Origin of the sequence: Nocardioides marmorisolisilvae (assembly GCF_031656915.1) — a bacterium.
GTDB classification, from domain to species: Bacteria; Actinomycetota; Actinomycetes; order Propionibacteriales; family Nocardioidaceae; genus Marmoricola; species Marmoricola terrisoli.
Map to the genome: position 1 here is coordinate 296,230 of NZ_CP134227.1, position 26,573 is coordinate 322,802.

The 26,573-nt window shown below is 69.0% G+C and carries 22 protein-coding genes; 20 read left to right on the forward strand and 2 right to left on the reverse strand.

The annotated features are described in order from the left end of the window. Positions 1-28 precede the first annotated feature (28 nt). The 6 genes from ruvB (at position 29) to Q9R13_RS01440 (ending at position 7,695) form a co-directional block, all read left to right on the forward strand. Positions 29-1,135 (forward strand): Holliday junction branch migration DNA helicase RuvB, encoded by a 1,107-nt coding sequence (ruvB, locus tag Q9R13_RS01415; protein WP_310965006.1) that lies wholly within the window; start codon positions 29-31, stop codon positions 1,133-1,135. 92 nt (positions 1,136-1,227) lie between these two features. Next, entirely contained in the window at positions 1,228-1,560 is a 333-nt protein-coding gene (gene yajC, locus Q9R13_RS01420; RefSeq protein WP_310963254.1) for a preprotein translocase subunit YajC, read from the forward strand. After that, the gene (gene secD / locus Q9R13_RS01425; RefSeq protein WP_310963255.1) at positions 1,557-3,476 is read left to right on the forward strand and encodes a protein translocase subunit SecD; all 1,920 of its coding nucleotides are present in this window, start codon (positions 1,557-1,559) and stop codon (positions 3,474-3,476) included. Before yajC ends, secD begins: the two co-directional genes overlap by 4 nt. Continuing rightward, positions 3,476-4,735: a protein translocase subunit SecF gene (gene secF / locus Q9R13_RS01430; protein WP_310963256.1), complete on the forward strand. Its 1,260-nt coding sequence runs from the start codon at positions 3,476-3,478 to the stop codon at positions 4,733-4,735. Before secD ends, secF begins: the two co-directional genes overlap by 1 nt. 7 nt (positions 4,736-4,742) lie before the next feature. Beyond that, positions 4,743-5,282 (forward strand): adenine phosphoribosyltransferase, encoded by a 540-nt coding sequence (locus Q9R13_RS01435; RefSeq protein ID WP_310963257.1) that lies wholly within the window; start codon positions 4,743-4,745, stop codon positions 5,280-5,282. A 172-nt stretch (positions 5,283-5,454) separates the two neighbouring features. Beyond that, the gene (locus Q9R13_RS01440) at positions 5,455-7,695 is read left to right on the forward strand and encodes a RelA/SpoT family protein (protein ID WP_310965008.1); all 2,241 of its coding nucleotides are present in this window, start codon (positions 5,455-5,457) and stop codon (positions 7,693-7,695) included. A 132-nt stretch (positions 7,696-7,827) separates the two neighbouring features. On the opposite strand, the gene Q9R13_RS01445 is transcribed toward Q9R13_RS01440, so the two are convergent. Beyond that, the gene (locus Q9R13_RS01445; RefSeq protein ID WP_310963258.1) at positions 7,828-9,090 is read right to left on the reverse strand and encodes a DUF349 domain-containing protein; all 1,263 of its coding nucleotides are present in this window, start codon (positions 9,088-9,090) and stop codon (positions 7,828-7,830) included. 148 nt (positions 9,091-9,238) lie between these two features. Between Q9R13_RS01445 and Q9R13_RS01450 the strand changes: the two genes are divergently transcribed. The 8 genes from Q9R13_RS01450 (at position 9,239) to Q9R13_RS01485 (ending at position 19,498) form a co-directional block, all read left to right on the forward strand. Further along, positions 9,239-9,949 (forward strand): MBL fold metallo-hydrolase, encoded by a 711-nt coding sequence (locus Q9R13_RS01450; RefSeq protein WP_310963259.1) that lies wholly within the window; start codon positions 9,239-9,241, stop codon positions 9,947-9,949. Between the two features lie 11 nt (positions 9,950-9,960). After that, complete coding sequence (gene hisS / locus Q9R13_RS01455; RefSeq protein WP_310963260.1) at positions 9,961-11,232, forward strand: histidine--tRNA ligase; 1,272 nt, start codon at positions 9,961-9,963, stop codon at positions 11,230-11,232. Beyond that, positions 11,229-13,037, forward strand: coding sequence for an aspartate--tRNA ligase (gene aspS / locus Q9R13_RS01460; protein ID WP_310963261.1), 1,809 nt, complete (start codon positions 11,229-11,231; stop codon positions 13,035-13,037). The genes hisS and aspS overlap by 4 nt, the downstream gene beginning before the upstream one ends. Before the next feature lie 158 nt (positions 13,038-13,195). Next, positions 13,196-14,197: an ABC transporter permease gene (locus tag Q9R13_RS01465; RefSeq protein ID WP_310963262.1), complete on the forward strand. Its 1,002-nt coding sequence runs from the start codon at positions 13,196-13,198 to the stop codon at positions 14,195-14,197. 91 nt (positions 14,198-14,288) lie between these two features. Further along, positions 14,289-16,034: an ABC transporter substrate-binding protein gene (locus Q9R13_RS01470; protein WP_310963263.1), complete on the forward strand. Its 1,746-nt coding sequence runs from the start codon at positions 14,289-14,291 to the stop codon at positions 16,032-16,034. A 190-nt stretch (positions 16,035-16,224) separates the two neighbouring features. Continuing rightward, positions 16,225-17,241, forward strand: coding sequence for an ABC transporter permease (locus Q9R13_RS01475; RefSeq protein ID WP_310963264.1), 1,017 nt, complete (start codon positions 16,225-16,227; stop codon positions 17,239-17,241). A gap of 14 nt (positions 17,242-17,255) precedes the next feature. After that, the gene (locus tag Q9R13_RS01480; protein ID WP_310963265.1) at positions 17,256-18,308 is read left to right on the forward strand and encodes an ABC transporter ATP-binding protein; all 1,053 of its coding nucleotides are present in this window, start codon (positions 17,256-17,258) and stop codon (positions 18,306-18,308) included. Further along, complete coding sequence (locus Q9R13_RS01485; RefSeq protein ID WP_310963266.1) at positions 18,305-19,498, forward strand: ABC transporter ATP-binding protein; 1,194 nt, start codon at positions 18,305-18,307, stop codon at positions 19,496-19,498. The genes Q9R13_RS01480 and Q9R13_RS01485 overlap by 4 nt, the downstream gene beginning before the upstream one ends. A gap of 69 nt (positions 19,499-19,567) precedes the next feature. Here the strand turns inward: Q9R13_RS01485 and Q9R13_RS01490 are convergent, their stop codons facing one another. Next, positions 19,568-19,852, reverse strand: a complete 285-nt coding sequence (locus Q9R13_RS01490) for a GIY-YIG nuclease family protein (RefSeq protein WP_310963267.1) — start codon at positions 19,850-19,852, stop codon at positions 19,568-19,570. A gap of 143 nt (positions 19,853-19,995) precedes the next feature. On the opposite strand from Q9R13_RS01490, the gene Q9R13_RS01495 reads away from it, so the two are divergent. The 6 genes from Q9R13_RS01495 to mltG are packed head-to-tail and all read left to right on the forward strand — an operon-like array spanning position 19,996 to position 26,562. Continuing rightward, on the forward strand, positions 19,996-21,369 hold the full coding sequence (locus Q9R13_RS01495; protein WP_310963268.1) for a replication-associated recombination protein A: 1,374 nt from the start codon (positions 19,996-19,998) through the stop codon (positions 21,367-21,369). An 11-nt stretch (positions 21,370-21,380) separates the two neighbouring features. Beyond that, the gene (locus Q9R13_RS01500; protein ID WP_310963269.1) at positions 21,381-21,869 is read left to right on the forward strand and encodes a hypothetical protein; all 489 of its coding nucleotides are present in this window, start codon (positions 21,381-21,383) and stop codon (positions 21,867-21,869) included. Positions 21,870-21,915: 46 nt separating this feature from the next. Next, the gene (locus Q9R13_RS01505) at positions 21,916-22,197 is read left to right on the forward strand and encodes a DUF6167 family protein (protein ID WP_310963270.1); all 282 of its coding nucleotides are present in this window, start codon (positions 21,916-21,918) and stop codon (positions 22,195-22,197) included. Further along, positions 22,197-24,914 carry an alanine--tRNA ligase gene (gene alaS, locus Q9R13_RS01510; protein ID WP_310963271.1) on the forward strand — a complete coding sequence of 906 codons (2,718 nt, stop codon included), beginning with the start codon at positions 22,197-22,199 and terminating at the stop codon, positions 24,912-24,914. Before Q9R13_RS01505 ends, alaS begins: the two co-directional genes overlap by 1 nt. A 29-nt stretch (positions 24,915-24,943) precedes the next feature. Further along, complete coding sequence (gene ruvX, locus Q9R13_RS01515) at positions 24,944-25,417, forward strand: Holliday junction resolvase RuvX (protein ID WP_310963273.1); 474 nt, start codon at positions 24,944-24,946, stop codon at positions 25,415-25,417. Beyond that, a complete protein-coding gene (mltG, locus tag Q9R13_RS01520) occupies positions 25,414-26,562 on the forward strand; it encodes an endolytic transglycosylase MltG (protein WP_310963274.1) in 1,149 nt (382 codons plus the stop codon). Before ruvX ends, mltG begins: the two co-directional genes overlap by 4 nt. Positions 26,563-26,573: the final 11 nt, after the last annotated feature.

The following is a 26,573-nucleotide window of genomic DNA, read 5'->3' on the forward strand; positions in this document are numbered from 1 at the left end:
CGACACGACCGGCGACATGACCGGCGACATGACCGGCGACCAGCGTCAGCAGGCAGCCCTGGAGGAGGCCGAGCTCGCGTACGTCGCCGGCCGCACCCTGACCGACGCGGACGCGGACGGCGACGACCGGGCGGTGGAGGCCGCTCTGCGCCCACGCACGCTCGCCGAGGTCATCGGCCAGGACCGGGTCTGCGAGCAGCTCTCCCTCGTGCTGCAGGCTGCCCGTGCCCGCGGCCGCGCCCCCGACCACGTGCTGCTGTCCGGGCCACCCGGACTCGGCAAGACCACCTTGGCGATGATCATCGCTGCCGAGATGGGGGCCCCGCTGCGCCTGACCAGCGGACCGGCGATCACGCATGCCGGCGATCTCGCGGCCATCCTGTCCGGGCTCAACGAGGGCGACGTCCTCTTCGTCGACGAGATCCATCGGATGTCCCGGCCGGCGGAGGAGATGCTCTACATGGCGATGGAGGACTTCCGGGTCGACGTCATCATCGGGAAGGGGCCCGGCGCCACCGCGATCCCGCTGGAGATCCCGCCATTCACCCTCGTCGGGGCGACCACTCGAGCCGGACTGCTTCCAAGCCCGCTTCGCGACCGGTTCGGCTTCACCGCCCATCTGGAGTTCTACGAGCCCACTGACCTCGACCGCATCGTCCGGCGGTCGGCGACCCTGCTGGACGTCGACGTCGTGGCGGAGGGCAGCCGGGAGATCGCGTCCCGCTCCCGTGGCACGCCGCGGATCGCCAACCGGCTGCTGCGCCGGGTCCGCGACTACGCGCAGGTCAAGGTCGACGGCGTGGTCACCCGCGAGGTGGCCCGCGCCGGTCTGGACCTCTACGAGGTTGATGCCTCGGGGCTGGACCGCCTCGACCGCGGCGTGCTCGATGCGCTGTGCCGGCGATTCGGTGGCGGCCCGGTCGGGATCTCCACGCTTGCCGTCGCGGTCGGGGAGGAACGCGAGACGGTCGAGGAGGTGGCCGAGCCGTTCCTGGTCCGTCTGGGTCTGCTGGCACGGACGCCGCGGGGCCGGGTCGCCACCGCCGCCGCCTGGCAGCACCTCGGCCTCACTGTGCCCGCCGATGCCCCTTTCGGAGCGGACGTCGCGCTCTTCGACGACGAGGTGGGGGAGTAGTCCGCTCCGTGCCGTGACGGCAGTTACACTTCTCCGTCGGCGGCATTTGTCGTCCGTCGCTACCTGTCCCCAACGCCTGGAGTGTCTTCGTCGTGCCTGCCGCCGTGCAGCTGCTCATCCTCGTGGCCGCCCTCCTGATCTTCTGGGCGGTCGTGATGCGCCCCGCGCGCAACCAGCAGCGCTCCATGCACCAGCTCCAGAGAGAGATCGTCGTCGGAGACGAGGTGATCATCTCCGCGGGGATCTTCGGCACCGTCCGGTCCGTTGACGAGACGAAGGTCGATCTGGAGATCGCGCCGGGCACGGTGATCACGGTCGCCCGCCAGGTCGTCGTACGGCGTGCTGAGACCGATCCTGCTCCGGCCGCCGATGAGCCGATCGACGAACCGGCCGACCGAACCGGTGCCGACGAAGAGAGCGAGTGAGCGTGGCCAAGCAGGCGCCCCGTGCGGGGCGGACCCTGATGATCTTCATCGTCGTCGTGGGCGTGCTCTACGGACTGGCCGCGCTCGGCGGGACCTGGCAGCCGCGCCTGGGCCTCGACCTCGAGGGCGGCACCCGCATCACACTCATCGCGGAGGGCAGCCCGGCCGCGGCCAAGCTCAAGCAGGCCTCCGACATCATCGACCAACGGGTCAACGGCAGCGGTGTCACCGAGGCCCAGGTGTCGACGCAGGGAAGCACCAACATCGTGGTGGAGATCCCCGGCAAGAGCCGCCAGGATCTCGTCGACTCGGTGAAGCGCACCGCACAGATGCGCTTCCGCGTCGTGGCCTACTGCACCCAGCTGACCGGCAGCTTCTGTGAGGCCTCCGGCCTGCCGCAGAAGCCGAGCGCTACGCCGAGCCCCGGTGCGTCGCCCAGCGCGAACCCGTCGTCGTCCCCCAGCGCGAATCCCAGCTCGAATCCCAGCGCCGCGCCCTCCTCGTCGCCGACGAGCAGCTCGAGCCCGTCCACGAACAGTCAGGGAGTCACCGCGACGCCCAAGCCGCGCCCGGCGCCGGCGTACGAGGTGAAGGCGACGACGCCGAAGGACAAGCACAAGCCCAAGAAGAAGAAGCAGCAGCAGAAGACGGCTGCCACCACCACGGCCCCCACGTCCTCGGCCAAGCCCGACCCGGGCGCGAAGGTCTCGGACTACCTCGCCTGGAGCAAGGACCCGGGCACCGCGTGGCAGCTGATCTTCGCGGTCTCCCAGTGCGACCCGAAGTCGCACCAGGCCTTGGTGCCGCCCATCGCGAACACCATGGATGTCACGAACCCGCCCACCCAGGCGGCCCTGGAGAAGAAGCTGAACAAGGTCAAGCGCGCCGATCTGGTCCATGCGGTCGACGAGCCCGGTCGTCCGCTGGTGGCCTGTCGGTCCGACGGCACGAAGGCGCTGCTGTCGGTGGCCGCGATCAACGGCCCGGAGCTGAAGTCGGCATCCTCGGGCGTGGACCCGCAGTCGCTGGGCTCCTACATCGTCCAGCTGAGCTTCAAGTCCTCGGGCCGCGACACGTTCGCGAAGCTGTCGCGGGCCATGTGGAGCGGTGCCACCGGGCCGTACGCCGGCGGCCGGTTCGCGATCGTCCTCGACGGTGAGCTGCTCTCCGACCCGGGCTTCGACGGCGTGATCGCCAACGGCAACGCCCAGATCAGCGGTGGGTTCACCGAGGCCAGCGCGCAGTCGCTGGCGAACTCGCTGAAGTTCGGCGCGCTGCCGGTGAAGTTCAAGAAGGATGTCTCGACACAGACGATCGGTCCGTCGCTTGCCGGCGACCAGCTCTCGGCCGGTCTCCTGGCCGGCGCGATCGGCCTGCTGATCGTGATGTTCTACTGCCTGCTCTACTACCGCGGGCTGGGCACCGTGGTGATCGCCTCGCTGGTCATCGCCGCCCTGATCACCTATGCGGTGGTGCTGGTGCTCGCCAAGACTGCCGGCTTCGCGCTGACCCTGCCCGGGATCGCGGGCCTGATCGTGGCCGTCGGGATCACCGCGGACTCGTTCATCGTGTACTTCGAACGGATCCGTGACGAGATGCGGGCGGGCAAGTCGATGCGGGTCGCGGTGCAGGCCGGCTGGAAACGAGCCCGGAACACCTGTCTGGCCGCAGACACCGTCTCGTTCCTGGCAGCGCTGGTGCTCTACATCTTCGCCATCGGCGTGGTTCGTGGATTCGCATTCGCGCTGGGCATCAGCACCGTCATCGACGTCGCGGTGTTCTTCTGGTTCACCCACCCGATGATGACGCTGCTGTCGGCTCGCAAGTTCTTCAGCTCCGGCAGCCGGTTCTCCGGACTGTCCAAGGAGACGCTCGGCATCGACCACGAGCCGGGCGTCGTGGGAGGGAGGCTGTAATGGGCAAGTTCTCCCGTCTCGGCAACGACCTGTACAACGGGCACAAGTCCATCGACTTCGTCGGCCGCCGCTGGCTCTGGTACGCCCTCTCCGGAGTGATCATCATCGCGGCGATCGTCGGGCTCTCCACCAAGGGACTCAACCTCGGGATCGAGTTCAAGGGCGGCACCGAGTACAACGTCACCGTCGCCCAGAGCAGCGAGGTCACCCAGGCGAACGTCGACAAGCTGATCAGCGTCGTCAAGGACACCGGCGTGCCGGCCGCAGCGACGCCCACCGGCATCACCAACGGTCGGCACGGCATCCTGATCACGGTCGAGCAGATGTCGCAGGACCAGAGCGACAAGGTGATCACCGCGATCGCCAACGCGATGCACATCGCGAAGGACAACGTCAGCGAGCAGGTGGTCGGTGCGAGCTGGGGCAGCCAGGTGGCCCAGAAGGCACTGACCGGCCTGATCGTCTTCCTGATCCTCGTGATGCTCTTCATCTGGGGCTACTTCCGAGAATGGAAGATGTCGGTCGGCGCTGTGGTGGCGCTGGCCCACGACATCGTGATCACCGTGGGCATCTACTCGTTGTCCGGTTTCCAGGTCACCCCGGCAACGGTCACCGGCCTGCTCACCATCCTCGGCTTCTCGCTCTACGACACCGTCGTGGTGTTCGACAAGGTCCGCGAGAACACCCGCAACCTGCACCGGCTGCGCCGTACCTACGCGCAGCAGGCCAACCTCGCGGTGAACCAGACCTTGGTGCGCTCGATCAACACCTCGATCGTGGCACTGCTGCCGGTGGCGGCGCTGCTCATCGTCGGCATCGTGGCGCTGGGATCGGGCGACCTCAAGGACCTCGCGCTGTCGCTGTTCGTCGGCATGGCTGCCGGCGCCTACTCGTCGATCTTCATCGCCACTCCGCTGGTCGTCCAGCTCAAGGAGCGCGAGAAGTCGATCTCCGAGCAGGACCGGCGGGCCCAGGCCCGGCAGCGCCGCGATGCCGATCGCTATGCCAACGTCCCGGTGTTCACCGAGGAGCTGGGCATCGACCGGGCGACGCTGGCCGGTACGCCCACCGAGCTTGCCGACGTCGACTACGACGACGAGGAGGTCGAGCCGAGCGTGCGGCCCAGCTCGCCCCCGCGCCGACCCGAGGCGACCGGCGCAGGTCGCGTCGTACCGGAGAGCAAGGCGCCGCTGCGCGAGTCCGGTTCCGCCAAGAGGGTGCAGCCGAGCCGACAGCCGCGCTCCAAGCGCGGCAAGTAGTGGTGTCGTGACCGAGCTCGCCACCCTGATCGAGAAGCGGATCCGGGACATCCCGGACTTTCCCAAGCCCGGCGTGATGTTCAAGGACATCACGCCGCTGCTCGACGACCACCTCGCGTTCACCGAGGTCGTCCGAGCCCTGGCCGCGGCCGGGCGTGACGCGACCGGCGCGGTCGCGGTCGACAAGGTGGTGGGGATGGAGGCGCGGGGCTTCATCCTGGCCGCTCCGGTCGCACTGGCCCTCGGGGTCGGGTTCATCCCCGTGCGCAAGCCGGGGAAGCTTCCCTGGCAGACCCACCGGGTCAGCTACGACCTCGAGTACGGCAGCGAGACCCTCGAGATGCACGTCGACGCCGTTGCCCCCGGCGAGCGGGTGCTGCTGGTCGACGACGTCCTGGCCACCGGCGGTACGGCGGCAGCCACCGCCGAGCTGGTCGAGACCTGTGGCGGGGCCGTGACCGCGCTGGCGGTGTTGATGGAGCTCTCCTTCCTCGACGGGCGCAGCAAGGTCGGCGATCTCCCGGTCACCGCGCTGTACACCGTCTGACCCTGCGCTGAGCCTGCGCGCCCGAGTCCACGCAGGCGGGGCTGCCTACACTTGGCCCATGGCAGAGGACGGCGTCTCGACGGGGACGGAGCAGGCCCCTGCCACCACGACGCCAGCGAGTCCCCCCGCGACGAAGCCCCCGACGGTCGGGGTGCCGCAGAGCGGACGCGGGATGCGTGCGCGGCTGGCCCGGATCGGCACCAGCCGTCAGGTGGGCAACCCGGTCCTCGAGCCGCTCTTCCGGGCGGTACGGGCCAACCACCCCAAGGCGGACCTTGCCCTGCTGGAGCGCGCCTACGACGTGGCCGAGCGGCACCACCGCGGGCAGATGCGCAAGAGCGGTGACCCCTACATCACCCACCCGCTCGCGGTCACCACCATCCTGGCCGACATCGGCATGACCGAGCCGACCCTGGTCGCCGCGCTGCTGCATGACACCGTCGAGGACACGCCGTACACGCTCGACGAACTGCGCACCGACTTCGGTGACGAGGTCGCCCAGCTGGTCGACGGCGTTACCAAGCTCGACAAGGTCAAGTACGGCGACTCCGCGCAGGCCGAGACCATCCGCAAGATGATCGTGGCGATGAGCCGGGACATCCGGGTGCTGGTCATCAAGCTCGCCGACCGGCTGCACAACATGCGCACGCTGCGCTACGTGAAGGCGGAGACCCAGGAACGCAAGTCCCGCGAGACGCTCGAGATCTACGCCCCGCTGGCTCACCGGCTCGGCATGAACACCCTGAAGTGGGAGCTGGAGGACCTCGCCTTCGCCACGCTGCACCCGAAGATCTACGACGAGATCGTGCGGTTGGTCGCCGAGCGGGCGCCCTCGCGTGACCAGTTCATGCGGCAGGTGATCGAGCAGGTCGAGTCGGACCTGAAGAGCGGTCGGATCAAGGCGCGCGTGACCGGGCGGCCGAAGCACTACTACTCGATCTACCAGAAGATGATCCACGGCGGTCGGGAGTTCTCCGACATCTACGACCTCGTCGGCATCCGGATCCTGGTCGACACCGACCAGGAGTGCTACGGCGTGCTCGGTCTGCTGCACAACCGCTGGAACCCGATCCCGGGGCGGTTCAAGGACTACGTCGCGATGCCGAAGTTCAACATGTACCAGTCGCTGCACACCACGGTCATCGGGCCGCAGGGCAAGCCGGTCGAGATGCAGATCCGCACGTTCGCGATGCACCGGCGCGCGGAGTACGGCGTCGCCGCGCACTGGAAGTACAAGGAGGACGTGGGCACCGGGGTCGAGAGCAGAGCTGCCGACACCGCTGCCTCCGGCGGCCAGAACGACATGGCGTGGGTGCGCCAGCTCCTGGACTGGCAGAACGAGATGGAGGACCCGGGGGAGTTCTTGGAGTCGCTGCGCTTCGAGATCAACGCCGCTGAGGTCTACGTCTTCACACCGCGCGGTGACGTGATCGGTCTGCCTACGGGCGCCACACCGGTCGACTTCGCCTACGCGATCCACACCGAGGTCGGCCACCACACCATCGGGGCCCGGGTGAACGGACGACTGGTGCCGCTGGAGTCGCAGCTCGAGCACGGCGACGTCGTCGAGGTGTTCACCTCCAAGGCCGTCAACGCGGGCCCGAGTCGCGACTGGCTCGGCTTCACCAAGTCGCCCCGCGCACGCAGCAAGATCCGGCAGTGGTTCACCAAGGAGCGCCGCGAGGAGGCGATCGAGCACGGCAAGGACGAGATCGCGCGGCTGATGCGCAAGGAGGGCGTCTCCCTCAAGCGCGTGATGACCCACGACTCATTGACCCAGGTCGCCCAGGAGTTGCGGCTGGCCGATGTGTCCGCGCTCTACGCCGCCGTCGGCGAGGGCAACCTCGGCGCGCGCACCGTCGTACGCAAGGTGATCGAGCTGTACGGCGGCCGCGAGGGGGCCGCCGAGGACCTGGCCGAGGCGGTCAGCATCACCCGGCCGCGCAAGGCACAAGCGGCGCCCACGGACTCCGGCGTGATCGTTCCGGGGGTGAGCGACCTCCTGGTCAAGCTGGCCCGTTGCTGCACGCCGGTCCCCGGCGACGAGATCATCGGCTTCGTCACCCGCGGCTCGGGGGTCTCGGTGCACCGCAAGGACTGCACCAACGCCGCGTCGCTGTCCAGCCAACCCGAGCGGCTGGTCGACGTCGAGTGGGCGCCGACCGCCCGGTCGACCTTCCTGGTGCAGATCATGGTCGAGGCCCTGGACCGGGCCAGGCTGCTCTCCGACGTCACGATGGTGCTCTCCGACCAGCACGTGAACATCCTGTCCGCCTCGCTGAGCACCAGCCGAGACCGTGTCGCCAAGAGTCGGTTCACCTTCGAGATGGCCGACCCCAAGCACCTCGGCGTCGTACTCAAGGCGGTGCGCAGCGTCGACGGTGTCTTCGACGCCTATCGCGTCACCCAGTGACGCAGCGCGCCTGACCTCCAGGTGAGAAACGCGGGACCGCCGTACTTCCCCCAGAAAGGTCCCTCCTCACACAGCGACTCTCCTGGGTGAAGGACGACTTTGGGTTCCTAACCTGGGAAAGGTCGCCCGAGCTCAGCCACCGAACTCGGCCGCCGCCCTCTCCGCCATCTCCAGGAAGGAGCGGCGGGAGGCCAGGTCGGACTCCAGAGCGCTGATTCGGGACTGGTCGCCGGCGGCGCGGGCTGAGGCGAGGTCGGACTCGAGGGCGGCGATGGCGTCGCGGAGCTTGCCGACCATGTCGTCGGCGCGGGCGGACTTCTCGGGGTCGCTTCGGCGCCACTGGTCGTCCTCGACGCCGCGGATGGCCTGCTCGATCTTGCGGATCCGGCCCTCGAGGTCGTTGATCTGGTCGCGCGGTACCTTGCCGGCCGCGTCCCAGCGCTCGGCGAGGTCGCGGAACGCGCGCTTGGCTGCGTCCAGGTCCCTGACGGGGAGCAGCGCCTCGGCCTCGACCAGCAGGGCGCGCTTCTTCTCCGCGTTGGCCCGGAACTCCTCGTCCTGAGCCGCGTTGGCGGCGTCGCGTGCGCCGAAGAACGTGTCCTGGGCCGCGCGGAACCGCTGCCACAGCTGGTCCTCGACGCCCCTGGGTGCCGGGCCGGCAGCCTTCCACTGCTGCATCAGCGTGCGGTAGCGGGCCGAGGTGGCGCCCCAGTCGGTGGAGTCGGCGATCGCCTCGGCCTCCTTCACCAGGCGCTCCTTGACCCCCCGCGCGGCCTCGCGGCTCTCGTCGAGCTGGGCGAAGTGCGCCTTGCGGGCCTTGGTGTACGCCGTCCGCGCGGCCGAGAACCGGTGCCAGAGGGCGTCGTCCGAGGCACGGTCGATCCGGGGGAGGGCCTTCCACTCGGTGAGCAGATCGCGCAACCGGTTGGCGCCGTTGCGCCAGTCGCGGCCACCGGCGACCTTCTCCGCCGCGGCGACGATCTGCTCCTTGCGCGCCTTCGCGTCCTCGGTACGGCGGACCTTGTCCTCGCGGCGCTGCTCGCGCTGCTGGCTGATCAACGGCCGCAGCGCGTCGAGCCGGGCGACCAGGGCGATGATGTCGCCCACGCAGTGCGGAGTGGCCAGCGAGGCGACCATCTGGTCGATCGAGCTGAGCGCCTCGTCCGGTGACAGCGCGCCCTTGTGGATCCGCTGCTCGAGCAGCTGCACCTCGAAGGCGACCGACTCGTAACGCCGGGTGAAGAAGGCGAGCGCCTCCTCCGGGGTGCCCTCGGGGTACTGGCCGACCTCGTGCTCGGTGTCGCCGACCCGGACGTAGACCGTGCCGTCCTCGGCCACCCGCCCGAAGGTGGCGGGCCCGGTCGGCTGCATCGGCGGTGTCGTCTGCTCGCTCATGTCCCCTGCTCGTCGGTGTCAGCCCGTCGGACGTCGCGGCCAATCGTACGCATGTCCGGTGCAGGAGCACGGGCCAGTAGGCTTGCTCCTCGTGGCGCCGCGACGATCCGGCCGCCGACCACCACCGAACGATGCAGGAGACGACGTCGTGCTGATCGCAGGCTTCCCGGCCGGTCCGTGGGGCACCAACTGCTACGTGGTGGCGACCGGCCCCGGGACGGAGTGCGTGGTCATCGATCCGGGCAAGGACTCGACCGACGGTGTGGCCCGGGTGGTGCGCGAACACCGGCTCAAGCCGGTCTCGGTACTGCTTACCCACGGCCATGTCGACCACATGTGGTGCGTCGCCCCGGTCGCGGGCACCTACGACGCCACCGCCTACATCCACCCCGACGACCGGCACCTCCTCACCGACCCGATGGCGGGGATGTCACGTGAGACCACGGCGATGTTGCTCGGCGGTGGCTACGAGTTCGCCGAGCCCGACCGGGTGGAGGAGCTCGCGGACGGACGCGACCTCGAGCTCGCCGGCCTGCGGTTCGTCATCGACCACACACCCGGTCACACCGAGGGCTCGGTGACCTTCCGTACGCCGTACGGTCAGCAGGACGTCTCCGAGGTGATGTTCTCCGGTGACCTGCTCTTCGAGGGCTCGATCGGTCGCACGGACCTCCCCGGTGGTGACCACGCGAAGATGCTGCGCAGCCTGCGCGAGAAGGTGCTGACGCTGCCCGACGACGTCGTGGTGCTGCCCGGCCACGGCGGCCAGACCGACATCGGGCGGGAGCGGGCGACCAACCCGTTCCTGCGCGAGCTCCTCGACGAGGGCCCGGTGGGCCGCGTCACCCGAGGCCTGTGACGGGACCGGGGATGAACGACGCGATCGCGGCACCGAAGGGTGTCCCGGAGTATCTCCCGCCGGAGTCGGCCACTTGGCTCGCAGTGCGCGAGGCCCTGTCCCGACCGGCGGTGCTAGCCGGCTACGGCTACATCGAGCTGCCCGTCTTCGAGGACACTTCGCTCTACGTGCGCGGCGTGGGCGAGTCGACCGACGTGGTCTCCAAGGAGATGTACACCTTCACCGACCGCGGCGACCGGTCGCTGACCCTGCGACCCGAGGGAACGGCCGGGGTGATGCGCAGTGTCATCGAGCACCACCTGGATCGTGGCCAACTGCCGGTCAAGCTCTGGTACGCAGGTCCATTCTTTCGTGCCGAGCGGCCGCAGAAGGGCCGCTACCGCCAGCTGCAGCAGCTCGGCGTCGAGGCGATCGGCTCGGACGACCCGGCACTGGACGCCGAGGTCGTCACGATCGCCGACCAGGGCTATCGGTCGCTCGGGCTGACTGGTTTCCGAACCGAGCTGACCTCGTTGGGCTGTGCGCGCTGCCGTCCGGCGTACCGCGAGCGGCTGACCACGTTCCTGTCCGGTCTCGACCTCGACGATGCGACCCGTGAGCGAGCGGTGCTCAACCCCCTGCGGGTGCTCGACGACAAGCGGCCCGAGGTGGTCGCCCAGCTGGCCGACGCCCCGCTGATGCTGGACCACCTGTGTTCGGAGTGCGCCGAGCACTTCCGGGAGGTGCGCGTGCTGCTCGAGGGCAGCGGCACGGCGTACGCGATCAACCCACGGATGGTCCGCGGCCTGGACTACTACACCCGCACGACGTTCGAGTTCGTCCACGATGGCCTCGGTGCCCAGTCCGGCATCGGTGGGGGCGGCCGCTACGACGGCCTGATGGCGGAGCTGGGCGGCCAGGAGCTCTCCGGCATCGGCTTCGGACTGGGTCTGGACCGCACGTACCTGGCCTGCCTGGCCGAGGGGTTGACCCCGGGGCCCGAGCACCGTCTGGACGTCTACGTCGTCCCCCTCGGTGCCGCCCGCGAGCGGGCGGCCCTGCTGACCGCCGAGCTGCGGCGGGCGGGGCTGCGCACGGACCAGTCCTTCGGTGGTCGCGGCCTGAAGGGCGCGATGAAGTCGGCCGACAGATCGGGGGCGCCGTACGTCGTCGTCCTCGGTGAGCGCGACCTTGCGGCCGGTGTGGCCCAGCTGAAGTCGATGGACACCGGCGACCAACGTGAAGTACCTCTTGACCAGATGGCCCGTGCCCTGACCGAACAGATCGAGGAGACCACCCAGTGATCCGCACCCACGACGCCGGCACCCTGGGGCCTGCGCACGTCGACAAGACCGTGACCCTCGCCGGCTGGGTGGCCCGCCGGCGCGATCACGGCGGGGTGGCGTTCATCGATCTGCGCGACGCCAGCGGCGTCGTGCAGGTGGTCATCCGCGACGAGGCGGTCGCGCACAACCTCCGCAGCGAGTTCTGCCTCAAGGTCGTCGGGCACGTCGCCCGACGTCCCGAGGGCAACCAGAACGCTCACCTGCCGACCGGCGAGATCGAGGTCATTGCCGACGAGGTGGATGTGCTCAGCGCGTCGGCCCCGCTGCCGTTCCCGGTCGACGACGCCGCGTCCCACCAGGGCGGCGACGTGGGGGAGGAGGCGCGGCTGCGGCACCGCTACCTCGACCTACGCCGTAGCGGCCCCAGCGCGGCGCTGCGGCTGCGCAGCAGGGCCAACAAGGCCGCCCGCGACGTCCTCGACGCGCACGACTTCGTCGAGATCGAGACCCCGACGCTGACCCGCTCGACGCCCGAGGGCGCCCGCGACTTCCTGGTGCCTGCGCGGCTGCAGCCGGGCAGCTGGTACGCCCTGCCGCAGAGCCCGCAGCTGTTCAAGCAGCTGCTGATGGTGGCCGGCATGGAGCGCTACTACCAGATCGCCCGCTGCTACCGCGACGAGGACTTCCGCGCTGACCGGCAGCCGGAGTTCACCCAGCTCGACATCGAGATGAGCTTCGTCGAGCAGGACGACGTCATCGCGCTGACCGAGGAGGTCCTCAAGGCGCTGTGGGGCCTGATCGAGGTCGAGGTGCCCGCACCCTTGCCGCGGCTGACGTACGCCGAGGCGATGGCCCGGTTCGGCTCGGACAAGCCCGACCTGCGGTTCGCTGCGGAGCTCGTCGACTGCACCGAGTTCTTCAAGGCCACACCGTTCCGGGTGTTCTCGCCCGACAACGCGGCGTACGTCGGCGCCGTGGTGATGCCCGGCGGGGCCAGCCAGCCGCGCAAGCAGCTCGACGCGTGGCAGGACTGGGCCAAGCAGCGCGGCGCTCGAGGCCTGGCCTACCTGCTGCTCAAGCAGTCCGAGGACGGCTCGGTGGAGATCGCCGGCCCGGTGGCGAAGAACATCTCGGACGCCGAGCGAGCCGGGATCGCTGCCCACGTCGGCGCCCAGCCGGGCGACTGCATCTTCTTCGCCGCGGGCCCGACCAAGCCGAGTCGCGCGCTGCTCGGCGCCGCACGCCTCGAGATCGGCCGGCGCTGCGGGCTGATCGACGAGGACGCGTGGAGCTTCCTGTGGGTCGTGGACGCGCCGCTGTTCGAGCCGGCCGACGAGGCCACCGCAGCAGGCGACGTGGCCGTCGGCGAGGGCGCCTGGACCGCGGTGCACCACGCGTTCACCAGCCCCAAGGATCTCGAGACATTCGACCGTGACCCGGCCAACGCGCTGGCGTGGGCCTACGACATCGTCTGCAACGGCAACGAGATCGGTGGCGGCTCGATCCGGATCCACCGGCGCGACATCCAGGAGCGGGTCTTCGAGGTGATGGGGATCAGTGAGGAGCAGGCGCGGGAGAAGTTCGGGTTCCTGCTCGACGCCTTCGCGTTCGGCGCCCCTCCCCACGGCGGCATCGCGCTGGGCTGGGACCGGATCGTCGCGCTCCTTGCGCATACCCCGTCGATCCGGGACGTGATCGCGTTCCCCAAGAGTGGCGGCGGCTTCGATCCGCTCACGTCCGCGCCCGCTCCGATCACGGCCCAGCAGCGCAAAGAGGCCGGTGTCGACGCCGTCCCGGCGAAGGATCTCCTGCCCGAGGACTGATTCTGCGGACCGCCTGCGGGGGCTGGTCGTGTTCAGATCGTTACCCGTAGGTGATCGTTCGTGCGCCCTGCGTCACATAGAGTCTCCGACGGCGCAAGCGCGACGATCTCGTGTCAGCGTCACCGAAATGTCCGACCGACGCAGTCGACGAGGTGTAGATGTCTCAGATCGAGAGCAGCCTGGAGACGCCGCTCGATCAGGTGGTGGCCGACGACAGCAAGGTCGCGGGGCAGTCCCCGACCCGGCTCGCACTCGGCAGGTTCCGCAAGGACGGGCTCTCGATGATCGCCTTTGTGGTGGTGGCGATCTACGTGATCCTGGCGCTGCTGGCGCCACTGCTGGTCAAGGTCGGTGTCATCGACCCGTTCACGTTCCACCAGAGCCTGCTCAACGCCAACCTCGGCGGGATCCCGAAGGGCTCGATCGGCGGGATCAGCATCCACCACCCACTCGGCGTCGAGCCGGGCACCGGCCGGGACGCGATGTCCCGGCTCTGGTACGGCATCACCTTCTCGCTGGCCATCGCGCTGTCCGGGACCATCGTGGCGATCGTGATCGGGGTCGTGCTCGGCATCATCTCCGGCTTCACCGGAGGGATGGTCGACGCGACCATCGGCCGGCTGATCGACCTGACGCTGTCCTTCCCCCAGACCCTGATGCTGCTGGCGCTGTCCGGCACCGGCGTCGCCCTGGTCGCCAAATATGCGCCCGGGAACGCCTCCGACCCGTTCCCGAACGGTGCCTACGTGATGCTGGTGCTGGGCATCTTCGGCTGGCCCTACATCGCCCGCGTCGTCCGCGGCCAGGTGCTCTCGATCCGCGAACGCGAGTTCGTCGATGCCGCCCGGCTGCTCGGTGCGTCCCGTCGCCGCCTCTACTTCAAGGAGATCCTGCCCAACCTGTGGGCGCCGGTGCTGGTGCTGTTCACCCTGATCATGCCGGCCTACATCTCCGCGGAGGCTGCGCTGAGCTTCCTCAGCGTCGGCATCCACCCGCCGACGCCGACGCTGGGCAACGTGCTGACGTCCTCGATCAACTACAGCCAGTCCGACTTCTTCTTCTTCTTCTTCCCAGCACTGCTGATCGCGATCATCGTGGTCAGCTTCAACCTGCTCGGTGACGGCATCCGGGACGCTCTCGACCCCAAGGGCGACCGATGAGCATGACCATGGGGGATCCCACAGGCTTCGGCAGCAGCGCGCTGCCGATTGTGCCGCCGATCTCGGCGCGACACAGAGAAGAGGAGAGGTAATGGCCAGCTATCGAAAGAAGACGCTAGCGGTTGCTGCTGCTGCGGCGATGTCGATCTCGCTTGCCGCGTGCGGAAGCAACGGCTCCAGCGGCACGACGAACAACGCCAGCGCGACGCGCGGTGGCACGCTGTACTACTACATCTACAAGCCGTTCGACCACAATGACCCGCAGCGGACCTACCTCGGTGTCGAGCTGTCGAACATGACCCGCCTGACGAACCGTCAGCTGGTCGCGTTCCCCATCTCGACGGACCCGGCCGTGTCGAACAAGCCGGTCGCCGACCTGGCGACGGACACCGGAACGTCCTCCGACCACGCCAAGACCTGGAAGTTCACGGTCAAGAACGGCGTGAAGTGGCAGGACGGCAAGCCGATCACCTGTGAGGACTTCAAGTACGGCGCCTCCCGCGTGTTCGCGACCGACGTGATCACCGGTGGGCCGAACTACCTGCTCTCCTACCTCGACATCCCGACCGACCCGAAGACGGGACTGCCGGCGTACAAGGGCCCCTACACCACGAAGAACAACGACGTGGCGGCCTTCAACAAGGCGATCACCTGCGATGGTCAGACGATCACCTACCACTTCAAGAAGCCGTGGCCCGACTTCCCGCTCGCGGTGGCGGCCCTGCACATGATGGACCCCTACCGCAAGGACAAGGACCAGGGCGACAAGTCGAACTACCAGATCTTCTCCAACGGGCCCTACGAGCTCCAGGGCGGCCCCGACTCGTGGTCGAAGGAGAAGGGTGGCACGTTCGTACGCAACCCCAACTACGACGCAAGCACGGACTCGACCAACATCCGCAAGGCGCTGCCGGACAAGATCGTGATGGACATCGGTCAGACCACCGAGACCATCTACGACCGCCTGATCAAGGACTCCGGCCAGGACCAGGACGCCGTGACGCTGCAGAGCGTGCCACCGTCCTACTACAGCCAGATCACCGGGCCCGTCGCGGCCCGCTCGGTGAACGTGATGTCGCCGTTCGTGGACTACCTGGTCCCGAACTTCGACAACATGAAGAACCCGAAGGTTCGTCGGGCACTGGCGCTGGCGACTGACGTCCAGGCGTGGATCAACGCCGGTGGTGGCTCGAAGGCGTACGCGCCGGCGAAGTCGATCGTGAACCCGGCAGTCGTGGGCTACAAGGCGAACCCGTCGTTCGCGAACATCCCCGAGGCCGGTGACCCGGCGGCGGCGAAGAAGCTGCTGCAGCAGGCCGGCGTGAAGATGCCGTACCCGATCACCTTCACCTACCCGAGCTCCGACACCATGGACAAGCAGGCCGCGGCGCTCAAGCAGGGCTGGGACAAGGCCGGGTTCAAGACCACGCTCGACGGTCTGGGCGACGTCTACTACTCGGTGATCCAGCAGCCGAAGAAGAAGAGCGACGTGATCTGGGGCGGTTGGGGATCTGACTGGCCGTCAGCCATCACGGTGACCCCGCCGCTGTTCGACTACCGCCCGAACGTCTCGTCGGCCTCGGTGGGTCAGGACTACGGCGACTACAAGAGTGCCGCCTTCAACAAGCTGGTCGACCAGGCACAGGGTGCCGCCAGCCTCGACCAGCAGACCCAGGCGCTTCAGCAGGCTGACGCGGTCCTCGGACAGGACACCGCGTACATCCCGCTGGAGATCCAGAAGTTCTACTTCGTGCACGGGTCGAAGGTGACCGGGTTCGAGACCACTCCCGCCTCGGCGATGTACCCGGACCTCGGTCCGATCGGTGTGCAGCACTGAGCAGGAGTAGCTGAAACAACCACGTGGCCGGGGTGGTCGTGACTCTCACGACCACCCCGGCACCGGGGTGGGGACGCGGCATGCGGCCCCGCCCCGGACACGCGTGACGGAGGTGGTGGGCGTGAACCGGCCACGACCTCCTGCCCATGCCCAGCCAGTGGCCGGACCGGCCTACGAGGTGGTTTGAGAAATGATCGCGTACGTCGTGCGACGAGTCTTCGTCGGCGTGGTGATGCTCATCGTGATGAGCTTCATCACCTACCTGCTCTTCTTCGCCTCGCCGATCGACCCCGCCCGCTTCGCCTGCGGCAAGAACTGCTCGCCTCAGCTGATCGAGCAGGTGCGCAAGGCGCTCGGCTACGACAAGCCGCCCGTCGTGCAGTGGAAGGAGTTCGCGGTCGGTGTGGTCCAGGGCCGCGACTATCCCGAGGACAAGGCACTCCAGAAGGAGGCGCCCCAGCTGGTCTCGCACTGCGGGGCACCCTGCATGGGCTACTCGGTGGTCAACACTGAGAACGTCACCACCGAGCTGAAACGGGCGTTCCCCATCTCCGCGTCCCTGGCAGTGGCCGCCTTCATCATGTGGATCATCGGTGGTGTTGCGCTCGGGGTGATAGCGGCCCTGAGGAAGGGCTCCATCATCGATCGCGGCCTGGTCGGCACGTCATTGATCTTCTATGCCTTCCCGACCTTCTGGATCGGGCTGTTCTTCCTCAAGTTCATCTCGATCAAATGGGGGCTGTTCCCGATCCCCAGCTACACCCCGATAGCCGAGGGCGGTGTGGGCAGCTGGGCGCTGAACCTCTTCCTGCCCGGTCTGACCCTCGCGCTGTTCTACATGGCCGGCTATGTCCGAATGACGCGTGGCTTCGTGCTGGAGTCGATGAGCGAGGACTACCTGCGCACGGCACGCGCGAAGGGCCTGGCGCCCCGGCGGGTGCTCGTCAAGCACACGATGCGCGCGGCCCTCACCCCCTTGGTGACGATGGCCGGCCTGGACTTCGCCGGCCTGCTGGGCGGCGCGATCATCACCGAGACCGTGTTCAACTACAACGGTCTCGGTAAACTGGCGGTCGATGCCAACCAGGCCTACGACCTGCCGACGCTGGTCGGTCTGGTGATCCTGTTGGGCTCGTTCGTGATCGTGGCCAACATCATCGTCGACGTCCTCTATGCGTTCATCGATCCGCGAGTGCGGCTCGGCTGAGCAGGAGATACCCCATGAGCAGCTTCCTCAGCGTGCGCGACCTGGTCGTGCACTTCCCCACGGTCGACGGTGTCGTCAAGGCGACCGAGGGCATGTCCTACGACCTCGAGCGCGGCAAGACCCTCGGCATCGTCGGCGAGTCCGGCTCGGGCAAATCGGTGTCGAGCTCGGCGATCCTCGGTCTGCACCGCGGCACCAGCGCCCAGGTCAGCGGCGAGATCTTCCTCGACGGCACCGACCTCCTCAAGCTGAGTAACGAGCAGATGCGCAAGCGGCGCGGCCGCGACGTGGCGATGATCTTCCAGGACCCGCTCTCGGCGATGCACCCGTACTACACCGTCGGCAACCAGATCGCCGAGGCGTACCTGGTGCACAACGACGTCAGCAAGAAGGCGGCCCGCAAGCGGGCGGTCGAGATGCTCGATCGGGTCGGCATCCCGCAGCCGGACCGCAGGGTCGATGACTACCCCCACCAGTTCTCCGGCGGCATGCGCCAGCGCGCGATGATCGCGATGGGGCTGATCAACAACCCTGGCCTGCTGATCGCCGACGAGCCGACCACCGCGCTCGACGTGACCGTGCAGGCGCAGATCCTGGACCTGCTCCAGGACCTGCAGCGGGAGTTCAACTCGGCGATCATCATCATCACCCACGACCTCGGCGTGGTGGCGGAGATGGCCGACGAGGTCTTGGTGATGTACGCCGGCCGGGTGGTCGAGTACGGACCCACCAAGGAGATCCTGGTGCGCCCGGAGATGCCTTACACGTGGGGGCTGCTGTCGAGCGTGCCCGACGTGCAGGGCGACACCGATGCGAAGCTGATCCCGATCCGGGGAAACCCGCCCAGCCTGCTCCGCCCGCCGTCGGGCTGTCCATTCCACCCGCGCTGCGATTACCAGGAGCACGTGCCGGACCCGCGGCGCTGCGTGGAGGAGCTTCCCGAGCTCACCGCGGCCTTCACTGGAGGCACCCACCTGAAGCGGTGCCACATCCCCAACTCCGGCGACGTCTTCACCTCCGAGGTGCTGCCGGAGATCGCCCCCGACTTCGTGGAGGGTGGAGCATGAGCGAGCCCAGTGCGACCCTGGCCAAGGGCGCGGACCCTGTGCCGGGTGCGAGCGCCGACTCGGTGCTGACGGTCGAGAACCTGCGGATGTACTTCCCGGTGAAGAGCAGCGGGGTGTTCCGGCGCACGGTCGGACACGTCCAGGCCGTCGACGGAATCTCGTTCGAGGTGCCGTCCGGCGGCTCGCTCGGACTGGTCGGCGAGTCCGGCTGTGGCAAGTCGACCACCGGCCGGCTGATCACCCGGCTCTACAGGCCGACCTCGGGGAGCATCCACTTCGAGGGCAAGGACATCGCGAAGTACAACGCGCGGCAGATGATGCCGCTGCGGCGCGAGATCCAGATGATCTTCCAGGACCCGGCGACGTCGCTGAACCCGCGGCACTCCGTGGGCGCGATCGTGGGTGCGCCGCTGCTGATCCACAAGGTCGTGCCGAGGAACAAGGTGCTCGACCGGGTCCAGGAGCTCCTGGAGGTGGTGGGGCTCAACCCCGAGCACTACAACCGCTATCCGCACGAGTTCTCCGGCGGTCAGCGCCAGCGCATCGGCATCGCCCGGGCTCTGACACTGCAGCCGAAGCTGCTGGTCGCAGATGAGCCGGTCTCGGCGCTGGACGTGTCGATCCAGGCGCAGGTGATCAACTTGCTCCAGGACCTGCAGCGCGAGTTCAACATCGCGTTCCTGTTCATCGCCCACGACCTCGCGGTGGTGCGGCACTTCTGTCCCGAGGTCGCCGTGATGTACCTCGGCAAGATCGTCGAGGTTGCCGATCGCGACACGCTCTACAACAGGCCGTACCACCCGTACACGCAGGCGCTCCTGTCCGCTGTGCCCGACGTCAAGCAGGCGGCGATCGGCGGCCGTCGCGAGCGCATCCGGCTCACCGGTGACGTGCCCAGTCCGATCAACCCGCCCTCGGGTTGCCGGTTCCGCACCCGGTGCTCGCTCGCGCAGGACATCTGCGCCCGGGTCGAGCCGCCGCTGATGCAGATCGGCCCGCGTCACAAGGTCGCTTGCCACTTCGCCGGCGAGCTGGGCAGGCACCCGTCGACCCCGGTGACCACGGGCATCCTGGGCATCGACGCCCAGGGCGCCCCGGTCGCCGGCGCGACGCCAGCCGAGAACGTCGACCACCCCGGCTTCGACTCGACGTGGTTCGACGTCACGACCCAGAAGCGAGTCAACGGCTGACCCGCACGGTCCCCGAACCCGCCGGTCCCTGAGCCTGTCGGTCCCTGAGCTTGTCGAAGGGCCGCCGGTTCAGCGATCCGCATCCCGGTGGGACAGTCGGGGTAGGTCGGCGTGCCGGCGCTCGATCAGGGCCAGCTTCTTCGCGCGCGACCAGCCATGAACCTGTCGCTCGAATCGCGCTGCATCGCTGATGCGGTCGAATTCTTGGAACCAGACGAGATGTACGGGTCGCCGCTTTCGGGTGTAGTTCGCGCCGACTCCGACGTTGTGCTCCATCACGCGCCGATCCAGGTCATGCGTGCTCCCGACGTAGTACGACCCGTCGGCGCACACAACGATGTAGGTGCAGGCCATCGGGCGATCATGGCTGGGACAGATGGCGTGCGCACTGTGCCGGCCGGTGCCTGTGGACTTTGGGCCCTTCGACAAGCTCAGGGACCGGTGGACTCAGGGGACCGCAGGCGGGGTCAGGGGGCGGGGGCGCCTACGCTGAGCCGGTGGACGAGGGACTGTTCGAGACGCCGGGCGCGCCGGCGCCGGCGAGGGGCGGGACCCTGGCCGGGAACACCCACGCGTCGGCACCGCTCGCGGTGCGGATGCGGCCGCGGACGCTCGACGAGCTGGTCGGTCAGCGTCACCTGCTCTCACCCGGCTCGCCGCTGCGCCGGCTGATCGAGGGCGACCAGCCGATGTCCCTGCTCCTGTGGGGACCGCCCGGGACTGGCAAGACCACGATCGCCTCGATCGTGTCGGGCCAGACCAATCGGGTGTTCGTGGAGGTCTCCGCGGTCGCTGCGGGGGTCAAGGAGGTCCGGGCCGCGATCGACGCCGCGCGGGCCCGGCTCGCGGGCAGCGGCCAGGAGACCGTTCTCTTCGTCGACGAGGTTCACCGCTTCACCAAGGCCCAGCAGGACGCTCTGCTCCCGGGTGTCGAGAACCGTTGGGTCACGCTGGTCGCGGCGACCACCGAGAATCCGTTCTTCTCGGTGATCTCGCCGCTGTTGTCCCGGTCGCTGCTGCTCACCCTGGAGCCGCTCACCGACGACGACGTGCGAGGCGTGATCGAATCGGCGCTGACCGACGAGCGCGGGCTGGCCGGCACGGCCGAGATCGACGACGATGCGCTCGATCACCTTGTTCGTCTGGCCGGGGGTGACGCGCGTCGTGCATTGACCTACCTCGAGGCTGCGGCAGGTGCTGGGCTGAGCCGCGCGTCCGGCCCGGGGGCCGGGCCGGTGCGGGTCGACCTGGCCACCACGGAGACCGCCGTGGACCGAGCCGCGGTGCGCTACGACCGGCAGGGCGATCAGCACTACGACGTGATCAGCGCGTTCATCAAGTCGGTGCGCGGCTCCGACGCCGACGCGGCGCTGCACTACCTCGCCCGGATGATCGAGGCGGGCGAGGACCCCCGGTTCATCGCGCGACGGTTGGTGATCCTCGCGAGCGAGGACATCGGACTGGCCGACCCGAACGCCCTGCCGACGGCGGTCGCGGCCGCACAGGCAGTCCAGCTCATCGGCATGCCCGAGGCCCGGCTCAACCTGGCGCAGGCCACGATCGCGCTGGCGGTGGCGCCGAAGTCGAACGCGGTGATCACGGCGATCGACGCCGCCGCTGCGGATGTCCGGTCCGGCAGGATCGGTCCGGTGCCCAGCCATCTGCGGGATGCGCACTACCAGGGGTCGAAGAGCCTGGGCCACGGCCAGGGCTACCGCTACGCCCACGATGAGCCCTACGGCATCGCGCAGCAGCAGTACGCCCCCGACGTGGTCCAGGACGCGACGTACTACCGGCCGACGAACCTCGGCGCCGAGGCGGCGATCCGGGAGCGTTGGGAGCGCATTCGCCGGATGATCCGCGGCAGGTAGGGTCGGGCCCCATGGGAACGACCACGCTGATCGCTCTGGTGGTGGCGGCCCTCGCGCTGCTGGCCGTGGCCGTGCTGGCAGTGCTGCTGTCCACCGAGCGGCGACGCACGACACGCGTGCTCGACGCGAGCCGCATGGAGCAGGATGAGCTGCGCAGCCGCGTCGACCAGCTCGCACGCTCGGTGGCGTCGCCGACGACGGAGTTCGTGATCACCGACGCCGGACCGCTCGGTGACGCAGCCGTGGACCGTGCGCGCGGTCTCGTCCCGGGCGAACCCGACCCGACCGTGATGAACCGCGTGGTGCTCAGCGCGACGGTCGGCGAGCCGCTGGTCCGGGCTGTGGCTTTCAGCCACGGCCTGCGCCGAGCTCTCTCTCCTGCTTCCCGCAATCGGATCCGGTTCGAGATCCGTCGTGAGGTCCGTCGAGCGCGCAAGCAGCGCCGGCAGGAGATGAGGGAGGCCTGGCGCCGGATGCGCGCCGAGGAGTCGGCCGCATGAGCCGCCTGGGACGTGGCTGCTGTCGTGCCTGCCCCGAGGACCGCGGATGAGGCGCGGATTCTGGTTCGTCGCCGGGGCCGGCGCGGGGGTCTACCTGACCGTGCGGGCACGGCGCGCCGCGCAGAGCCTCACCCCGGAGGGTCTGCGGGACCGTCTTGCCGGGCTCAGCCTGGGCGCCCAGCTCTTCGGCGAGGAGGTCCGTGCCGGGATGGCGGAGAAGGAAACCGAGTTGCGCGAGCGCCTCGGCCTGACGCTTGATGGGCCCGAGCACGCTGGCCGGCACCGAGCGCTGCAGACCAGCACCACCACCGAGAGGGAACTGACCTGATGGACACCGCCGAGGTACGCCGCCGCTTCATCGCGCACTTCGAGGACGGTGCCGGGTGGGGTGCGCACACCGCGGTCCCGTCCGCCTCGCTGATCCTGGACGACCCGAACCTGCTCTTCGTCAATGCCGGCATGGTGCAGTTCAAGCCCTACTTCCTGGGCCAGGAGTCTCCGCCGTACCCGCGCGCGACCAGCATCCAGAAGTGCGTGCGGACCCCCGACATCGAGGACGTCGGCAAGACCACCCGGCACGGCACGTTCTTCGAGATGTGCGGCAACTTCTCCTTCGGCGACTACTTCAAGGAGGGCGCGATCTCGCTCGCCTGGGACCTGGTCACCAAGTCGGTCGCGGACGGCGGCTGGGGTCTTGAGGAGAGTCGGCTGTGGCCCTCAATCCTGGACGGCGACGACGAGGCCCTCACGCTGTGGAAGAAGGTCACCGGGCTGCCCGATGAGCGGATCGTCCGGCTCGGCAAGAAGGAGAACTACTGGTCCATGGGGGTGCCAGGTCCCGGGGGTCCGTGCTCGGAGATCCTCTACGACCGCGGGCCGGCGTTCGGGCCGGAGGCGGACTTCACCCGGATGGGCACGGACATGCCCACCGAGCTGGAGGACCGCTACCTGGAGATCTGGAACCTCGTCTTCATGCAGGACGAGCTGAGCGCGGTGCGGTCCAAGGAGGACTTCGACATCGCCGGCGCGCTGCCCAGGAAGAACATCGACACCGGCATGGGTCTCGAGCGGGTTGCGTTCCTGTTGCAGGGCAAGGACAACATGTACGAGATCGACGTCATGTACCCCGTGATCGAGCGTGCCGAGCAGCTCTCCGGCCGTCGGTACGGCGCGCACACCGAATCAGGACACCGCGACGACGTGCTGTTCCGCATCGTCGCCGACCACGTGCGCTCGTCGATGATGCTGATCAACGACGGTGTCACCCCGGGCAACGAGTCGCGTGGCTACGTGCTGCGTCGGCTGCTGCGGCGTGCGGTGCGCTCAATGCGGCTCCTCGGCTATGAGGACCGCGCGCTTCCGGAGCTGATGCCGATCAGCCGGGACAAGATGGGGGAGACCTACACCGACCTGCTGCAGAACTGGGAGCGCATCTCCGCGGTGGCGTACGCCGAGGAGGACGCCTTCCGGCAGACCCTGAAGGCGGGGACCACGATCTTCGACCTCGCCGCGGGCGAGGTGCAGCAGTCCGGCGGCACCGTGCTGGCGGGATCGACCGCGTTCGCCCTCCACGACACCCACGGCTTCCCGATCGACCTGACCCTGGAGATGGCCGCGGAGAAGGGCCTCCAGGTTGACGAGGAGGGCTTCCGCCGGCTGATGGCCGAGCAGCGCGAGCGGGCGAAGGCGGACGCGAAGGCCAAGAAGGGCCAGCACCGCTCGGTCGGCGCGTTCAGGGAGATCGCCGACCAGCTCGGCGCCCCGGTCCGCTTCACCGGGTACGACGAGGTCGTCTCCGAGGGCACGGTCCGCGGCCTGGTCGACCACGAGGGGACGTCCATCCCCGCGGCTGCGGCGGGCGACGACGTCGAGCTGGTCCTGGACCGTACCCCCTTCTATGCCGAGGGTGGCGGCCAGCTCGCCGACCAGGGCGTCATCGAGCTGGACAACGGTGCCCGGCTCGAGGTGTACGACGTGCAGTCGCCGATCACCGGCCTGGTGGTGCACAAGGCGAAGGTGCTCACCGGGGAGGTGACGGTCGGTCTGCACGCCCAGCTGCTCGTCGACACCGAGCGCCGGCGCTCGATCAGCCGTTCGCACACCGCCACGCACATGGTGCACAAGGCGTTCCGCGAGGCCTTGGGCGATACCGCGACCCAGGCCGGCTCGGAGAACTCGCCAGGGCGGTTCCGCTTCGACTTCTCCGCGACCGGGGCGGTGCCGGCTTCGGCGATGGTCGACGTCGAGGCCAGGGTCAACGCCCTTGTGCTCGACGACCTGTCCGTGCACGCGGAGCTGATGAGCCAGGCCGACGCGGTGAAGTCGGGCGCGATGGCGCTCTTCGGGGAGAAGTACGGCGACCAGGTGCGGGTCATCTCCGTGGGCGACTGGGCCCGCGAGCTCTGCGGCGGCACTCACGCCCAGAGCTCGGGTCAACTCGGCGTGGTCAAGCTGCTCGGCGAGTCCTCGATCGGATCGGGCGTACGCCGGGTGGACGCGCTGGTCGGGGGCGACGCCTACCGCTTCCTGGCCCGCGAGCACCTGCTGGTGGCCCAGCTCAGCGAGACCCTCAAGGTCCGCCCCGAGCAGCTGCCTGAGCGGGTCAACGACCTCGTCGACCGCCTGCGCGCTGCTGAGAAGGACATCGAGAAGGTCCGGGTCCAGCAGCTGCTGGCTGCCGGCGGCGAGCTGGCTGCGGCTGCCGAGGACCTGCGCGGTACGTCGTACGTCGGCCACGTGGCGGACGGTGCCGGAGGGGGCGACGTACGCACGCTCGCGCTGGACATCCGAGGCCGGCTCGGCACCGACCGACCCGGCGTCGTCGCGATCGTGGGTGCCAGGGACGGCAAGCCCTCGGTCGTGGTCGCGGTCAACGACGCCGGCCGGGACGCAGGCATCTCTGCCAACGCCCTGGTCCGTGCCGCTGCCGAGGTGCTTGGCGGCAAGGGCGGAGGCAAGGACGACGTCGCTCAGGGTGGCGGCGCCGACGCCAGCCGCGCGGGCGAGGCCGTCGCGGCGGTCCGCCGAGCCCTGGAGGCGCGCTGAGCACGCCCGTCGGCGGTGGTGGTGTCCGCTTGGGCGTCGACCCCGGCGACGCTCGGATCGGCGTCGCCACGAGCGACCCGAGCGCGTTTCTGGCGACGCCGGTCGAGACCGTGCCGCGCGGACCCGGGGACCTCGACCGGCTGGCGGCCCTCGTCGCCGAGTCGGACGCGGTGCTCGTCTACGTGGGGCTGCCCAGGTCGCTGTCGGGCCGCGAGGGACCCGCTGCGGGTAAGGTGCGGGAGTTCGCCGCGCAGCTGGCCTCCCGGATCGGGCCGGTGCCGGTCAGGCTGTACGACGAACGGCTGAGCACGGTCTCGGCCGAGGCGATCCTGCGGGGGCAGGGCCGCAAGGGACAGAAGCGCAGGGCCGTGGTCGACCAGGCTGCGGCCGTGGTGATCCTGCAGGCCGCACTGGACGCCGAGCGCGGCACCGGCCGACTGCCGGGGGAGCCGGTCGAGGCGAGGACGGACAGGACCGGAGATGACCGAGGTGACCAGCAATGACTGAGCCGTACGAGCCGGTCACCCGAGGGGAGCAGCCCGAGCCGACGCTGTTCGACGAGGATGGGCTGGTCGACCACGAGCACCGCCCCCGCCGCGGCTGCCTTCCCCTGCTCCTGGTCGGTGTGCTGGTGGTGGCGCTGGTCGTCGCCGTCGGGTGGGTCGGCAAGAACCGGCTCGAGGGCCTGTTCCACGGACCGCCGGACTATCCCGGACCCGGCAGCGGCCATGTCGTCGTGCAGGTGCACACCGGCGACACCGCGACCGCGATCGGCCAGACGCTGAAGGCCGCCGGCGTGGTCAAGAGCATCGACGCATTCACCGCGGCGGCGCGCAACGACCCGAAGTCTGCGAGCATCCAGGTCGGCTACTACCGCCTGAAGAAGCAGATGAAGGCCTCTGCCGCCCTCGACGTCCTGATCAATCCGAAGAACCTCGTGCAGAGCGTCGTCGTGGTGCCGGAGGGCGCGCGGGTCCGTGACGTCATCGGCACGATCGTCGCCCACACGAAGATCAGCCGGCACGCCCTGGTCGCCGCGTTGTCCGACCCGTCCCGCATCGGCCTGCCGGCTGAGGCCGGCGGCAACCCCGAGGGTTATCTCTTCCCGGCCAGCTACACGGTCGCCCCCGGTGAGAGCGCGGTGAAGCTGCTGCGTCAGATGGTCGCCAAGACCGTCCAGGTGCAGCGACAGCTCGGTGTCGACGCGGGCGCACGGCGGCTCGGGCTCACTCCCGAGCAGCTGGTCACCGTGGCGAGCATCCTCGAGTACGAGGCCAAGCGGGACCAGGACTATCCCAAGGTCGCGCGGGCGATCTACAACCGGCTCAAGAAGGGGATGCCGCTGCAGTCCGACGCGACGGTGTCCTACGCCAACGGCATCTCCGGACAGATCTGGACGACGGCGAGCCAGCGTGCGAACGCCTCGCCGTACAACACCTATCAGCACACCGGGCTGCCACCGGGACCGATCGGCTCGCCCGGGGAGAAGACCCTGAAGGCGGCCATGCATCCCGCCAACGGCCCGTGGCTCTACTGGGTCGTGGTGAACCTGCGCACCGGGCAGACGGTCTTCTCCACCACGCTCGCCGAGCACAACGCCGCGGTGCAGCAGTTCCGTGACTACTGCAAGACCTCGAGCGCCTGCTGAGGGAGCGGACC